This window comes from Streptomyces sp. L500 (assembly GCF_054551825.1).
Genome location: NZ_JBTOLC010000012.1, coordinates 79,808 through 94,285 on the forward strand (window position 1 = coordinate 79,808; position 14,478 = coordinate 94,285).

At 71.9% G+C, this 14,478-nt stretch carries 11 protein-coding genes and 1 pseudogene; 11 read left to right on the forward strand and 1 reads right to left on the reverse strand.

Going from position 1 to position 14,478, the window contains the following annotated elements; translation table 11 throughout:
- Positions 1-66: 66 nt before the first annotated feature.
- A complete protein-coding gene (locus ACX9I7_RS14295; protein WP_358630198.1) occupies positions 67-507 on the forward strand; it encodes a Rieske (2Fe-2S) protein in 441 nt (146 codons plus the stop codon).
- A gap of 28 nt (positions 508-535) precedes the next feature.
- Here ACX9I7_RS14295 and ACX9I7_RS14300 read toward each other — a convergent pair whose 3' ends face one another.
- Positions 536-1,492, reverse strand: a complete 957-nt coding sequence (locus ACX9I7_RS14300; RefSeq protein ID WP_358630195.1) for a hypothetical protein — start codon at positions 1,490-1,492, stop codon at positions 536-538.
- 309 nt (positions 1,493-1,801) lie between these two features.
- Here ACX9I7_RS14300 and ACX9I7_RS14305 point away from each other — a divergent pair, with 309 nt between their 5' ends.
- From ACX9I7_RS14305 to tpiA, 10 genes and pseudogenes are all read left to right on the forward strand, one after another.
- The gene (locus ACX9I7_RS14305) at positions 1,802-2,398 is read left to right on the forward strand and encodes a papain-like cysteine protease family protein (protein WP_387577643.1); all 597 of its coding nucleotides are present in this window, start codon (positions 1,802-1,804) and stop codon (positions 2,396-2,398) included.
- A 5-nt stretch (positions 2,399-2,403) separates the two neighbouring features.
- Positions 2,404-3,327 (forward strand): hypothetical protein, encoded by a 924-nt coding sequence (locus tag ACX9I7_RS14310; RefSeq protein WP_459387545.1) that lies wholly within the window; start codon positions 2,404-2,406, stop codon positions 3,325-3,327.
- A gap of 156 nt (positions 3,328-3,483) precedes the next feature.
- Positions 3,484-5,469 (forward strand): excinuclease ABC subunit UvrC, encoded by a 1,986-nt coding sequence (gene uvrC, locus ACX9I7_RS14315; protein WP_387577601.1) that lies wholly within the window; start codon positions 3,484-3,486, stop codon positions 5,467-5,469.
- 142 nt (positions 5,470-5,611) lie between these two features.
- Positions 5,612-6,544 carry an RNase adapter RapZ gene (gene rapZ / locus ACX9I7_RS14320; protein ID WP_189455010.1) on the forward strand — a complete coding sequence of 311 codons (933 nt, stop codon included), beginning with the start codon at positions 5,612-5,614 and terminating at the stop codon, positions 6,542-6,544.
- Positions 6,541-7,593, forward strand: a complete 1,053-nt coding sequence (locus tag ACX9I7_RS14325) for a gluconeogenesis factor YvcK family protein (protein ID WP_189455008.1) — start codon at positions 6,541-6,543, stop codon at positions 7,591-7,593. Before rapZ ends, ACX9I7_RS14325 begins: the two co-directional genes overlap by 4 nt.
- Positions 7,584-8,591, forward strand: a complete 1,008-nt coding sequence (gene whiA, locus ACX9I7_RS14330; protein ID WP_126913628.1) for a DNA-binding protein WhiA — start codon at positions 7,584-7,586, stop codon at positions 8,589-8,591. The genes ACX9I7_RS14325 and whiA overlap by 10 nt, the downstream gene beginning before the upstream one ends.
- Positions 8,592-8,752: 161 nt before the next feature.
- Positions 8,753-10,996, forward strand: a pseudogene (locus ACX9I7_RS14335) (M14 family metallopeptidase); the annotation flags it as partial.
- Between the two features lie 274 nt (positions 10,997-11,270).
- Positions 11,271-12,275, forward strand: coding sequence for a type I glyceraldehyde-3-phosphate dehydrogenase (gene gap, locus ACX9I7_RS14340; RefSeq protein ID WP_189455004.1), 1,005 nt, complete (start codon positions 11,271-11,273; stop codon positions 12,273-12,275).
- A gap of 125 nt (positions 12,276-12,400) precedes the next feature.
- Entirely contained in the window at positions 12,401-13,612 is a 1,212-nt protein-coding gene (locus ACX9I7_RS14345) for a phosphoglycerate kinase (RefSeq protein ID WP_358630182.1), read from the forward strand.
- A gap of 6 nt (positions 13,613-13,618) precedes the next feature.
- Positions 13,619-14,395: a triose-phosphate isomerase gene (tpiA, locus tag ACX9I7_RS14350; protein WP_387577605.1), complete on the forward strand. Its 777-nt coding sequence runs from the start codon at positions 13,619-13,621 to the stop codon at positions 14,393-14,395.
- The last annotated feature ends 83 nt before the right edge of the window (positions 14,396-14,478 follow it).

Here is a 14,478-nt window from a genome sequence, read left to right on the forward strand (position 1 = left end):
CGTCGCGGCGGGGGGTGACGGTATCGTCGCCACGTCGTACCACCCGTACCACCGCTGGAGCTCCCCATGACGTCCCCCTCGGCTTCCTCCGCCTCCTCCGCCTCCCGTCGTACCGTGCTGCGCGGAGCCGCTCTGGTGGGGGCCGCCGGGGTCGGTGCCGCCGCCTGCGCCGGGGGGACGGGTGCCAAGGGGCCGGCCACCCCCACCGCGCCCGTCGACCTGGGGGCGGCCGGTGAGGTCCCCGTCGGTGGCGCGCGGCTCTACCGGGAGCAGAAGCTCGTCGTCTCGCGGTCCGCCGAGGGGGAGTACAAGGCGTTCAGCGCGGTGTGCACCCACGCGGGCTGCGTCGTCACCAAGGTCGAGAACGGGAAGATCAGCTGCCCCTGCCACGGCAGCACGTTCGACGCCGCCACCGGCAAGGTCCTCCAGGGCCCGGCCGGCGCGCCCCTGCCCGCCGTCCCCGTCAAGGCCGACGGCGGCAAGCTGATCGCCGGTCCCTCCGCCTGAGCGAGACCCTCCGCCCGAGCCCCGGCCGCTACGACCAGTCCCAGGCGATCCCCACTATCCCCGGACGGACCCCCTGCTCCACCAGGTGCACCTCCCGGTGCCGTCCCGCCAGGGTCAGCTCCTGCTGACCGGAGCGCGGCGCCCCCGCCGCGCTCTGGCTGAAGCGGCGGCACCGCACCGGCAGCGCGGCCTCGTCGAAGCGCACCCGCAGCACGTACTGACCGCCCGCGAAGCTGAACCCCCGCACGTACTCGCCGCTCGGGCCGCCCGTGCCGTCGTCGAAGCCGTAGCCGAAGACATGGGTGTCCCCGGCGCGCAGCCGGGCGTCGAAGAGCAGCTCCGCGACGAGGACGCCCGCCGCCGCGTGCCACCGGACCCGGCCCACCCGGCAGTTCTCCCCGGCCCGTACGGTCATCCGGCCGGGGTCGCAGCCCTCGTCGCCGTGGTGGATGGCCACATAGCGGTCCACACCGTCGCGGTGCGCCCGCACCACGTGGTGCGAGTCGCGGGCGCGCATCTCGCGGCCCGCGCCGATGGACACCCGCTCCAGATGGCAGACGGTGTGGAGGCCGCCGTCCTCCGGCGACTCCAGCTCCGCCAGCAGCCGCTCCAGGGCCCGGGACTCCTCCACCAGCGAGCGGTACGAACGCGCGGCCGGCCGGTCCGGCGCCGTGCCCGACGGCGCCGGGGCGGCGAGTAACCCGGTCAGGGCCCGTTCCGGCAGATCGAGCACGTCCTCCAGCAGCCGCACGGCCCGCAGGGACTCCGGCCGCCGGGGTCTGCGGAGGCCCTGCTGCCAGTAACTCAGGGTCGTCACCCCCACCTTGACCCCGCGCTGCGCCAGCCGGTGCTGCACCCGGTGCAGTGCCAGCCCGCGCACCGACAGCGCCGTGCGCAGCGCCAGGTGGAAGGGGCCCGATCGCAGCGCCCGGGCCAGCTCGCTCTCGGCGACGCCTGTGGTGCGCGCTGTGCTGGTGCGCGTCATTCCGCTCGCTCCTCTGTCCGCGCTCTCCCGCTGTGAAGTCCGCTGTGAAGCCCCCGTGCGCCTGTGAATATTCACGATCGGCGGGTGCCTCGGCCATGCCTCGGCGTGCGGCTTTCCTACTGGACGGCCACGAGCCGTTCACATCCGGCGGGATTCGTTCACATCCGGGCCTCAGGCCGTATTGAAGCCGGTTGACCAGCCCCCGACAACACCCGATGCTCCTCACACGCGTCCGGACGCGCTCCTCCATCAGCACCCCCCACCCCACGGGAGGAACGCGAAATGTCCCGTGCTTCGGCATCGGCAACCATAGAAAAGCCCCGCATACGCGGCAGACGGCTGTCCCTGACGGCCTTGTTCGCCGCCGTCCTGTTCGCCGTCCCCACCACGGCGAGCGCGGCGACCGGCGAACAGCACGCGCTGCGGGCGACGAACAGACTGAACATCGGCATGCAGGCGCAGCAGAAGACGAACTGGTGCTGGGCCGCCTCCGGCAACACCATCGCCACCTGGTTCGGCCGCAACTACAGCCAGAACCAGTTCTGCAACGCCGCCTTCAACCGCGCCCAGGGCTCCACGTGCCCCAACAACCAGGCCACGCTGGGCAATGTGCAGAACGCCCTCGACTGGGCCGGCATCAACGAGGGCCGGTACGTCAACGGCTGGCTGCGGTACACGACCGTCAAGTCCGAGATCGACGCGGGCCGTCCGGTCGAGACCCGCATCCAGTGGCAGTCCGGCGGCGGCCATATGCACGTCCTCTACGGGTACGACGACGCGAACAGCATGGTCTACTGGGGCGACCCCTGGCCCTCCAGCAACCGCTACAACTGGGCGTCGCACGACTGGTACGTGAACAACAACCAGTTCTCCTGGACCCATTCGCTCTACGGGATCGGGGCGTGAGGGCCATGACCGACCGGTACACATCGAGGAACGCCGCCCGCGTGGCCGCCGCCGGCGCCCTGACCGCCGCGCTGCTGGGGCTCGCCCCGCTCGCCCACGCCGCGCCGCCCCCGGCCGTCCCCGCGCCGCCGTCGGCCGCCGGGGTCGCCGAGGCCCATGACGCGGCCGCCGCGCCCGGCACGCTGGCCACGCTCTCCCGCTTCTTCGCCCGTGACGGCGCGAACCGTGACGGCGCGAACCGGGACAGCGCGAACCGTGACGGCGCGCCCGCGAAGGCCGACCAGCTCGCGAAGACGGACGCGCGCCCGAGGATCGACGGCGCGACCGTCCCCGTCTACACGCTCGCCCCGGAGTTCGTGGCGGGCAAGGAAGGCGCCCCGATCGCCCGGCTGGACTTCCTCGCCAGCACCGCCGTCTCGGCCGACGGGCAGAAGGCGTCGGTGTGGACCGCGCGCACCGGGAACACCTGGAGCGTCGTCAACATCGCCACCGGCGACGACGAGACCCGCTACGCGGCCGCCGGCGCCCGCAAGCTCAGCGGCGGCACGGTCTTCCGCGAGCCGCAGATCAACGCCTGGTACGTCCAGCGCGGCGACCGCGTCCTGCCCCTCGACGAGGACGCCGTGCGGGCGGTCGGCGAGCAGGGCACCACGGTCGGCGCCTACCGGGACCGGGTGCGCAAGGCCTACGGCGCCAAGCTGCCGGGCTCGGCCTACGACAGGAAGGGCGTGGCCGGCGGTTACGACGCGAAGGGCGACGCGGCGTCCGTCGCACCGGGGACCGATGCGGACCGGTCGGTGACCGCGGCACCGGAAGGTGACGGCGGCTCCCCGATCGCGGCCCCCGTCGCGACGGCCGGCGGGGCGGCGGCCCTGGCCCTCGGGCTGGGAGCCGTGGCGGTGCGCAGGCACAGGCTGCGGCGCCGCTGACGGCACCCCCCACGGGGTCCGTCCCCCGCTTCCGCTCCGGCCTCGGCGGCCACCACCGCCGGGGCCGGAGTCGCGTCGAGAACGGGGTGCCGGACCGGTGGGCGGACCGGTGGCCGGACGGTGGAGTTGTCAGTGCCCGCAAGTAGGGTGTGTGACATGGCCGACCCCAGCAGCTACCGACCCAAGCCGGGACAGATCCCCGACTCGCCGGGGGTGTACAAGTTCCGCGACGAGCACGGCCGGGTGATCTACGTCGGGAAGGCGAAGAGCCTCCGCCAGCGGCTCTCGTCGTACTTCCAGGACCTCGCCGGCCTCCACCCGCGCACCCGCACCATGGTCACCACGGCCGCCTCCGTGGAGTGGACGGTGGTCTCCACCGAGGTCGAGGCGCTCCAGCTGGAGTACTCCTGGATCAAGGAGTACGACCCCCGCTTCAATGTGAAGTACCGGGACGACAAGAGCTACCCCTCCCTCGCGGTCACGCTCAACGAGGAGTTCCCCCGCGTCCAGGTCATGCGCGGCCCCAAGAAGAAGGGCGTGCGCTACTTCGGCCCGTACGCCCACGCCTGGGCCATCCGGGAGACCGTCGACCTGATGCTGCGGGTCTTCCCCGTCCGCACGTGCTCGGCCGGGGTGTTCAAGCGCTCCCACCAGATCGGCCGCCCCTGCCTCCTCGGCTACATCGGCAAGTGCTCCGCCCCCTGCGTCGGCCGCGTCACCCCCGAGGAGCACCGCGAACTGGCCGAGGAATTCTGCGACTTCATGGCCGGGCGTACCGGCGCGTACATCCGCCGTTTGGAACAGCGGATGCATGATGCCGCCGAGGAGATGGAGTACGAGAAGGCCGCCCGGCTGCGGGACGACATAGAGGCGCTCCGCCGCGCCATGGAGAAGAACGCCGTCGTCCTGGCCGACGCCACCGACGCCGACCTGATCGCGGTCGCCGAGGACGAGCTCGAAGCGGCCGTGCAGATCTTCCATGTGCGCGGCGGCCGGGTGCGCGGCCAGCGCGGCTGGGTCACCGACAAGGTCGAGGCCGTCGACACGGCGGGCCTCGTCGAGCACGCCCTCCAGCAGCTCTACGGCGAGGAGAGCGGCGACGCCGTCCCCAAGGAGGTCCTCGTCCCCGCCCTGCCGGATCCGGTGGAGCCCGTCGCCCAGTGGCTGACCGGCCGCCGCGGCTCCCGCGTGGACCTGCGCATCCCCCAGCGCGGCGACAAGAAGGACCTGATGGCCACCGTCCAGCGCAACGCCCAGCAGGCGCTCGCGCTGCACAAGACCAAGCGCGCCTCCGACCTCACCACCCGCTCCCGGGCCCTGGAGGAGATCACCGAGGCCCTCGGCCTGGACTCGGCGCCGCTGCGCATCGAGTGCTTCGACATCTCCCACCTCCAGGGACAGGACGTCGTGGCGTCCATGGTCGTCTTCGAGGACGGCCTGGCCCGCAAGAGCGAGTACCGCCGCTTCCAGATCAAGGGCTTCGAGGGCCAGGACGACGTCCGCTCGATGCACGAGGTCGTGAGCCGCCGCTTCCGCCGCTATCTGCGGGAGAGCCTGAAGACGGGGGAGTGGGCCGAGGAGACCGCGGGCGACGAGCCCGGCGGCGAGGTCCCCGCCGAGAACGGCGACCGGCCCAAGCGCTTCGCCTACCCGCCCCAGCTCGTCGTGGTCGACGGCGGGCAGCCGCAGGTGGCCGCCGCCCAGCGGGCCCTGGACGAGCTCGGGGTCACCGACGTGGCCGTGTGCGGCCTCGCCAAGCGGCTGGAGGAGGTCTGGCTGCCCGGCGAGGACGACCCGGTCGTCCTGCCCCGCACCAGCGAGGGCCTCTACCTCCTGCAGCGCGTGCGCGACGAGGCCCACCGCTTCGCCATCGCCTACCAGCGCGGCAAGCGCTCCAGAAGCATGAAGGCCGGACCGCTCGATACGGTCCCCGGCCTGGGCGAGACCCGCAAACAGGCGCTGCTCAAGCACTTCGGCTCGGTCAAGCGGCTGCGCGCCGCGACGGTCGACGAGATCTGCGCGGCGCCCGGCATCGGCCGCAAGACGGCCGAGACCGTCGCCGCGGCGCTGGCCGCGACGGCACCACCCGCCCCGGCCGTCAACACGGCCACGGGCGAGATCATGGACGACGCGGAGGAATGATGGACCTGACCGCACAGGACGGACCCGGCGGCCCGCGCCCGGACCGGCGCGGTCCGTCGTCCGGGCCGCACGCCCGGGAAGGCCTCAGTATGGAAGGGAAGACGACGCCGGTGGCGCCGTCGGCAGAACGGGGGAAGACAGAATGAACGTGACCGACCGGGACGGAGCACAGGTGAGTACGGGCACGACGGTGGACGCGACCGGCGAGACGGCGGGCATCCCCGAGCTGGTCATCATTTCCGGCATGTCGGGGGCGGGCCGCAGCACCGCCGCCAAGTGCCTGGAGGACCTCGGCTGGTTCGTCGTGGACAACCTGCCGCCCGCCCTGATCCCCACCATGGTGGACCTCGGCGCCCGCTCCCAGGGCAATGTGGCCCGCATCGCCGTCGTCGTGGACGTCCGCGGCCGGCGCTTCTTCGACAACCTCCGCGAGTCGCTCGCCGACCTGGAGGCCAAGAAGGTCAAGCGCCGGGTGATCTTCCTGGAGGCGTCCGACGACGCCCTGGTGCGCCGCTTCGAGTCCGTGCGCCGCCCCCACCCCCTCCAGGGCTCGGGCCGCATCGTCGACGGCATCGCCGCCGAGCGCGACCTGCTGCGCGAGCTGCGCGGCGACGCCGACCTCGTCATCGACACCTCCAGCCTCAACGTCCACGAGCTGCGCGCCAAGCTGGACGCCCAGTTCGCCGGCGAGGAGGAGCCGGAGCTGCGGGCCACCGTCATGTCCTTCGGCTACAAGTACGGCCTGCCCGTCGACGCCGATCTCGTCGTCGACTGCCGCTTCCTCCCCAACCCCCACTGGGTGCCCGAGCTGCGCCCCTTCACCGGCCTCAACGAGGAGGTGTCCGGCTACGTCTTCAACCAGCCCGGCGCCAAGGAGTTCCTCGACCGCTACACCGAGCTCCTCCAGCTCATCGCCGCCGGCTACCGCCGCGAGGGCAAGCGCTATGTGACGATCGCGGTCGGCTGTACCGGCGGCAAGCACCGCTCCGTCGCCATGTCGGAGAAGCTCGCCCACCGTCTCGTCTCGGAGGGTGTCGAGACCGTCGTCGTCCACCGGGACATGGGGCGCGAGTGACCGGCCGGACCTTCCGGATGCGTCGCGTCCGCAAGCTGGTGCCCGGCCGCGCGAGCGGCCGGGCCGAGCGCCGTGCCTACCGGGGCGCCCAGCCCAAGGTCGTCGCCCTCGGCGGCGGCCACGGCCTGTCGGCCTCTCTCGCCGCGCTGCGCCGGATCACCGGCGATCTGACCGCCGTCGTCACCGTCGCCGACGACGGCGGCTCCAGCGGCCGGCTCCGCGACGAGCTGGGCGTGCTGCCCCCCGGCGATCTCCGCAAGGCCCTCGCGGCGCTCTGCGGCGACGACGATTGGGGGCAGACCTGGGCCCGGGTGGTCAAGCACCGCTTCGAGAGCCGGGGCGAGCTCCACGGCCACGCCGTGGGCAATCTGCTGATCGTCGCCCTCTGGGAGCAGCTGGGCGACCACGTCCAGGCGCTGGACCTGGTCGGCAAGCTGCTGGGCGCCCACGGCCGGGTGCTGCCGATGTCGGCGGTCCCGCTGGAGCTCCAGGCGCTGGTCAAGGGCCACGACCCGGCCGCTCCCGACGACATCACCACCGTGTGCGGCCAGGCCACCGTGGCGCTCACCCCGGGCGAGGTGCAGTCCGTGCACGTCGTCCCGGAGGACCCGCCGGCGGTGCCCGAGGCCGTGGCGGCCGTGCTGGACGCGGACTGGGTGGTGCTCGGCCCGGGCTCCTGGTTCTCCTCCGTCATCCCCCACCTGCTGGTGCCCGAGCTGCTGGAGGCGCTTCAGGAGACCAAGGCCCGCCGGGTGCTCTCACTGAACCTCGCCCCGCAACCCGGGGAAACCGATGGCTTCTCCCCGCAGCGTCATTTGGAGGTTTTGGCCCGACACGCCCCTAAACTCGCCCTGGACGTGGTGCTGGCCGACGAGGCCGCCGTGCCCGACCGGGACAGCCTCGAGGACGCCGCCAAGCGGCTCGGGGCCACGGTCGAGCTGGCGCCGGTCGCCTCGCCCGACGGCTCCCCGACGCACGACCCGGAGCTGTTGGCCGCCGCGTACGACCGTATTTTTCGGATGCATGGAAGGATCGGCCCATGGCGATGACGGCAGCGGTGAAGGACGAAATCTCCCGGCTCCCCGTCACCCGGACCTGCTGCCGGAAAGCAGAGGTCTCGGCGGTCCTGCGCTTCGCCGGCGGGCTGCACCTGGTCAGCGGGCGCATCGTGATCGAGGCGGAGCTGGACACCGGGATCGCGGCCCGGCGGCTCCGCAAGGACATCCTGGAGATCTTCGGGCACGCCTCCGACCTGGTGGTCATGGCCCCGGGCGGGCTCCGCAGGGGCAGCAGGTACGTGGTGCGGGTGGTGGCGGGCGGTGACCAGCTGGCGCGCCAGACCGGCCTGGTCGACGGCCGCGGCCGGCCGATCCGCGGGCTGCCCCCGCAGGTCGTCTCCGGGGCCACCTGTGACGCCGAGGCCGCCTGGCGCGGCGCCTTCCTGGCCCACGGCTCCCTCACCGAGCCCGGCCGGTCCTCCTCCCTGGAGGTGACCTGCCCCGGCCCGGAGGCGGCGCTGGCGCTCGTGGGCGCGGCCCGCCGGCTCCAGATCGCGGCCAAGGCCCGCGAGGTGCGCGGTGTGGACCGGGTCGTCGTCCGCGACGGCGACGCGATCGGCGCGCTGCTGACCCGGCTCGGCGCCCATGAGTCCGTGCTGGCCTGGGAGGAGCGGCGGATGCGCCGCGAGGTGCGGGCCACCGCCAACCGGCTGGCGAATTTCGACGACGCCAACCTGCGCCGCTCGGCGCGGGCCGCCGTCGCCGCGGGCGCCCGGGTGCAGCGGGCGCTGGAGATCCTCGGCGAGGAGGTCCCCGAGCACCTGGCGGCCGCCGGCCGGCTGCGGATGGAGCACAAGCAGGCCTCCCTGGAGGAGCTCGGCGCGCTCGCCGACCCGCCGCTGACCAAGGACGCCGTCGCCGGCCGGATCCGCCGGCTGCTGGCCATGGCCGACAAGCGCGCCCAGGACCTGGGCATCCCCGGCACCGAGTCGAACCTCTCCGACCTGTCGGACCTGTCGGAGGAGATGGCCGAGGGCATGGTCGGCTGACCGGCCCCGCCGCCGGCCCGACGCCGCCCCCGCTCACCCGCAAGGGTGGCGGGGGCGACGCGCTGTCCGGGCGGGCGGAAAACGCGTTGTTGACATGATCATGGTGACTCACGAGCCTGGCGTCCGTGCACCGACGTGACAGTCAACGACAAGGGGGGCTCATGAGACGCGGCACGAGAACGGCCCTCGCGGCGGCCACGCTGTTGTGCGGCGGCGGCCTCGCGGCGGCACCCTCAGCCCAGGCGGCACCACCCGCCACGGCGGCCCCGGGCGCCGGCCCGGACACCCTGACCGCGTGGACCGCCCGGGTCACCGGCGCGCAGGTCCCGCTCCTCCTCCGGGCCGGCGTCGACGGCCATGAACTGGGCCGGCGCGTCGTCGGCGGCGAGAAGACGACCCTCGAGGTCGTCCTCACCGCCGCACAGGCCGGGGAACTGCGCCGCCAGGGCGTCGACATCACCGAGAAGCGCGTGCGCGGCCGGCAGGGCCTGGGCGCCACGGGCGACGGGGTCTTCCGCCCGTACAGCGGGAAGAACGGCCTCCAGCGGGAGATCACCGACACCGCCCGCACCCACCCCGGCCTCACCAAGGTCGTCAGCATCGGCAAGACCGTACGCGGCCAGGACATCCTCGCCCTCAAGGTCGCCAAGGACGCCACCGCGCGCCACGACGGCGACCGGCCCGCCGTGCTCTACATGTCCAACCAGCACGCCCGCGAGTGGATCACCCCGGAGATGACCCGGCGGCTGATGCACCACTACCTCGACCGCTACGGCAAGGACGACCGGATCACGAAGCTCGTGGACTCCACCGAACTGTGGTTCGTCCTCTCCGCCAACCCCGACGGCTACGACTACACCTTCCAGAGCCCGGCCACCCGCCTGTGGCGCAAGAACCTCCGCGACAACGACGGCGACGGAAAGATCACCTCGGCGGACGGCGTCGACCTCAACCGCAACTTCCCCTACAAGTGGGGCTACGACAACGAGGGTTCGTCCCCGCGCCCGGCCTCCGGGACGTACCGCGGGCCCGCCGCCGCCTCCGAACCGGAGACCAAGGCACTGGACTCCTTCGAGAAGGAACACCGCTTCACCTACGCCATCAACTACCACTCCGCCGCCGAACTCCTGCTCTACGGCGTCGGTTGGCAAGTGGCCACCCCCACCCCCGACGACGTCCTCTACAAGGCGCTCGCCGGCACCCCCGAGAAGTCCGCGATACCCGGCTACCGGCCCCAGGTCTCCTCGGAGCTCTACACCACCAACGGCGAGGCGGACGGCCACGCGGCCAACGTCAACGGCACCATGATGTTCACCCCCGAGATGTCGACCTGCGAGACCGCCTCAGGGGTCGACCCCAACGACCGCTGGGACCCGGCCGACTGCCGCTCCTCCTTCAACTTCCCCGACGACGAGAAGCTGATCCAGCAGGAGTTCACCAAGAACATCCCCTTCGCCCTCTCCGTCGCCGAGTCCGCGCACCACGCCGACCGCCCCTCCTCCTCGGTCGGCCTCGACGCCCCCGACTTCACCCCGCACGCCTTCACCACGTCCCACGCCCGTGACGGCGAGCAGACCGTCGCCGTCACCGCCCGCAAGAGCCTCACCGGCATCCGCGCCCACTACAGCGTCGACGGCGAGCCCGAGACCACCGTGCCCGTCAAGGCCTGGGACGGCGGCGACCGCTACGGCGGCGAGGACAACCTCCGCTTCGACCAGTACCGCGCCACCCTCCAGGGCGCCCACGCGGGCTCCACCGTCCGCGTCCGGTTCAGCGGACAGACCCGCGACGGGCACGGGACCACCAGCGAGCCGTTCACCTTCACCGTGGCCGACACCCCGCGCGCCGACACCCTCGTCGTCACGGACGAAGGTCCCGGCGGCGCCTCCCGGCACGCCCCGGACTACGTCAAGGCCCTCACCGACAACGGCCGCAAGGCCACCGTCTGGGACGTCGCCACCCAGGGCGCGCCGCCCGCGCTGGGCGTGCTCAGCCACTACGACACCGTCCTGTGGAACTCCGGGGACGCCCGCCCCGACGGCGCGACCCTCCTGGCCGTGCGCGACTTCGTCAACGAGGGCGGCAAACTGATCGCCGCGGGCACCAAGGCGGGCGGCGAGTCCCGGGTCGGCGACGCCGACACCGACGACTTCGCCCAGTACTACCTGGGCGCGGGCGCTCGCACCTCGTTCGCCCAGGCCACGCGTTTCACCGGCACCGGTGAGCTCACGGGCACCACGGCCGCCCTCGGCGCCGGCGGGAGCCCGCCGGCGCTCGCCGGGGCCTACCGCCCGATCTCCGACGAGCTGCCGCCCGACACCTTCCCGCAGTTCCGCACCGCCGTGGCCGGCGAGTACCGCTCACCGGTGACACAGGGTGACGGACCGGGGGTGCGGGACGGCGGTGCCGCGGCCCTCACCACCCGGGACACCGTCCTGCTGGGCTTCGGTCTTGAACGCGTGTCCGACCCGCGCGAGCGGGCCGGGCTGATCGGTGCCGCACTGCGCGCCATCGGCGGTTGACCTGCAGCTGAGCGCGATTGGGCACGACTGAGCGCGCCTGACGGCCCCCGCCGCCAATGTCACGTACCTCCCCTGTTAGAGGTAGGGTCGGTGATGGTCGGGGACATCCCAATACAGCCGCCGGGCAGTCCCGGCACACCAACGAGGAGATCGGTTCGTGACGATCCGCGTAGGCATCAACGGCTTTGGCCGTATCGGTCGTAACTACTTCCGCGCGCTCCTGGAGCAGGGTGCGGACATCGAGATCGTCGGTGTCAACGACCTGACCGACAACGCCACTCTGGTGCACCTGCTGAAGTACGACTCGATCCTGGGTCGCCTCAAGCAGGAGGTCAGCCACACCGACGACACGATCACCGTCGGCGACATGACCTTCAAGACGATGGCCGAGCGCGACCCGGCAGCGCTGCCGTGGGGCGAGCTGGGCGCCGACATCGTCATCGAGTCCACCGGCATCTTCACCAAGCGTGAGGACGCGGCCAAGCACCTGGCCGCCGGCGCGAAGAAGGTCCTCATCTCGGCTCCGGCCAAGAACGAGGACATCACCATCGTGATGGGCGTCAACCAGGACAAGTACGACGCGGCCAACCACCACGTCATCTCCAACGCCTCCTGCACCACCAACTGCGTGGCGCCGATGGCCAAGGTTCTCGACGAGAACTTCGGCATCGTCAAGGGCATGATGACGACGGTCCACGCGTACACCAACGACCAGCGCATCCTGGACTTCCCGCACTCCGACCTGCGCCGCGCCCGCGCCGCCGCGGAGAACATCATCCCGACCTCGACGGGTGCCGCCAAGGCCACCGCCCTGGTCCTCCCGCAGCTCAAGGGCAAGCTGGACGGCATCGCCATGCGCGTCCCGGTCCCGACCGGCTCGGTCACCGACCTGGTCCTCGAGCTCGACCGCGAGACCAGCAAGGAAGAGATCAACGCCGCCTTCCAGAAGGCCGCCGAGGGTCAGCTCAAGGGCATCCTCGACTACACCGAGGACGCGATCGTCTCCTCCGACATCGTGAACTGGCCGGCCTCCTGCACCTTCGACTCCTCCCTGACCATGGTCCAGGGCAAGCAGGTCAAGGTCGTCGGCTGGTACGACAACGAGTGGGGCTACTCCAACCGCCTGGTGGACCTGACGGTCTTCGTCGGCGGCCAGCTCTGACCTTCGCCTGACCGGCAGTCCGCACTACTGTCACCAGGCACCGAGTGTGGGGATGGGGCTCGCACGACGCGACGACGCGTCGTACGGGCCCCGTCTTATGACTAACGAAGTCACGGAGTCACTGCATGAAGACGATCGATGAACTGATCGAAGGCGGCGTCGAGGGGAAGCGGGTCTTCGTCCGCGCCGACCTGAACGTGCCGCTCGAGGGCAGCACCATCACCGACGACGGCCGCATCCGCGCCGTCGCGCCGACGATCGCCAAGCTCGCCGCCGCGGGCGCCAAGGTGATCGTCGCCTCCCACCTGGGCCGTCCCAAGGGCGCCCCGGAGGACCGGTTCTCCCTCGCCCCGGCCGCGAAGCGGCTCGGCGAGATCCTGGGCAAGAGTGTCTCGTTCGCCACCGACACGGTCGGTGACAGCGCGAAGGCCACCGTCGCCGCACTGGCGAACGGCGAGGTCACGCTGCTGGAGAACCTCCGTTTCAACGCGGGCGAGACCAGCAAGGACGACGCCGAGCGCGGCGCCTTCGCCGACGAGCTCGCCTCGCTCGCCGACCTCTACGTCGGCGACGGCTTCGGTGCCGTGCACCGCAAGCACGCCTCGGTCTTCGACCTCCCCAAGCGGCTCCCGCACGCCGCCGGCGACCTGATCGCCACCGAGGTCGGCGTCCTGAAGAAGCTCACCGACGAGGTCCAGCGCCCCTACGTGGTCGTGCTGGGCGGCGCCAAGGTCTCCGACAAGCTGGGTGTCATCGACAACCTGCTGAAGAAGGCCGACCGCATCCTCATCGGCGGCGGCATGTCGTACACCTTCCTGGCCGCCAAGGGCCACGAGGTCGGCATCTCGCTGCTCCAGGAGGACCAGAAGGGCACGTGCCTGGAGTACCTGGCGGAGGCCGAGAAGCGGGGCGTGGAGTTCGTCCTGCCGGTCGACGTGCTGGTCTCGGCCGACTTCCCCGACCTGAAGACGAAGGCCCCGGCCAACCCCGAGGTCGTCGCCACGGACGCCATGCCCGCCGACAAGGAGGGCCTGGACATCGGCCCGAAGACGCGTGAGCTCTACGCGGCCAAGCTGGCCGACGCGGGCACGGTCTTCTGGAACGGCCCGATGGGCGTCTTCGAGCACCCCGACTACGCCAACGGCACCAAGGCCGTCGCCCAGGCCCTGCTGGACTCGGACGGGTTCACCGTCGTCGGTGGTGGCGACTCCGCCGCGGCCGTGCGCATCCTGGGCTTCGACGAGAACGCTTTCGGCCACATTTCGACCGGCGGCGGCGCCAGCCTCGAGTACCTCGAGGGCAAGACGCTCCCCGGCCTCGCCGCACTGGAGGACTGAACCACCGTGAGTGCACGCACCCCGCTGATGGCGGGCAACTGGAAGATGAACCTCAACCACCTTGAGGCCATCGCCCACGTCCAGAAGCTCGCCTTCTCCCTCGCGGACAAGGACTACGACGCCGTAGACGTGGCCGTCCTGCCGCCCTTCACCGACCTCCGCTCGGTGCAGACCCTGGTCGACGGCGACAAGCTGAAGATCACGTACGGCGCCCAGGACATCTCGGCGTACGACTCCGGCGCGTACACCGGTGAGATCTCCGGTGGCATGCTCGCCAAGCTCAAGTGCTCCTTCGTCGCGGTGGGCCACTCCGAGCGCCGCCAGTACCACGGCGAGTCGGACGAGCTCTGCAACGCCAAGGTGAAGGCCGCCTTCAAGCACGGCATCACCCCGATCCTCTGCGTCGGCGAGGGCCTGGACGTCCGCAAGGCGGGCAACCAGGTCGCCTACACCCTGGCGCAGGTCGAGGGCGGCCTCGCGGACATCCCGGCCGAGCAGGCCGCGACGATCGTGATCGCCTACGAGCCCGTCTGGGCCATCGGCACCGGCGAGGTCGCCACGCCCGAGGACGCCCAGGAGGTCTGCGGTGCCATCCGCGGCCGTCTGGCCGAGCTGTACGACCAGGAGCTGGCCGACAAGGTCCGCATCCAGTACGGCGGCTCCGTGAAGTCCGGCAACATCGCGGCGATCATGGCGCAGCCCGATGTCGACGGCGCCCTGATCGGCGGTGCCTCGCTCGACGCGGACGAGTTCGTCAAGATCGTCCGCTTCGCCGACCAGTAGCGGCTATGACGGCGGCCCCCCGCCGTCGTACCCTGTCGGGGCCGGGACCGGCGTGAACGCGCCGCTGCCCGGCCCCACACGCG

What these genes read in the sequence shown, in the direction of transcription:
- ACX9I7_RS14300 (WP_358630195.1), bottom strand. Translation starts at nt 1,492, where the DNA reads ATGACGCGCACCAGCACAGCGCGCACCACAGGCGTCGCCGAGAGCGAG.
- ACX9I7_RS14295 (WP_358630198.1), top strand. Translation starts at nt 67, where the DNA reads ATGACGTCCCCCTCGGCTTCCTCCGCCTCCTCCGCCTCCCGTCGTACC.
- uvrC (WP_387577601.1), top strand. Translation starts at nt 3,484, where the DNA reads ATGGCCGACCCCAGCAGCTACCGACCCAAGCCGGGACAGATCCCCGAC.
- ACX9I7_RS14345 (WP_358630182.1), top strand. Translation starts at nt 12,401, where the DNA reads ATGAAGACGATCGATGAACTGATCGAAGGCGGCGTCGAGGGGAAGCGG.
- rapZ (WP_189455010.1), top strand. Translation starts at nt 5,612, where the DNA reads ATGAACGTGACCGACCGGGACGGAGCACAGGTGAGTACGGGCACGACG.
- ACX9I7_RS14310 (WP_459387545.1), top strand. Translation starts at nt 2,404, where the DNA reads ATGACCGACCGGTACACATCGAGGAACGCCGCCCGCGTGGCCGCCGCC.
- whiA (WP_126913628.1), top strand. Translation starts at nt 7,584, where the DNA reads ATGGCGATGACGGCAGCGGTGAAGGACGAAATCTCCCGGCTCCCCGTC.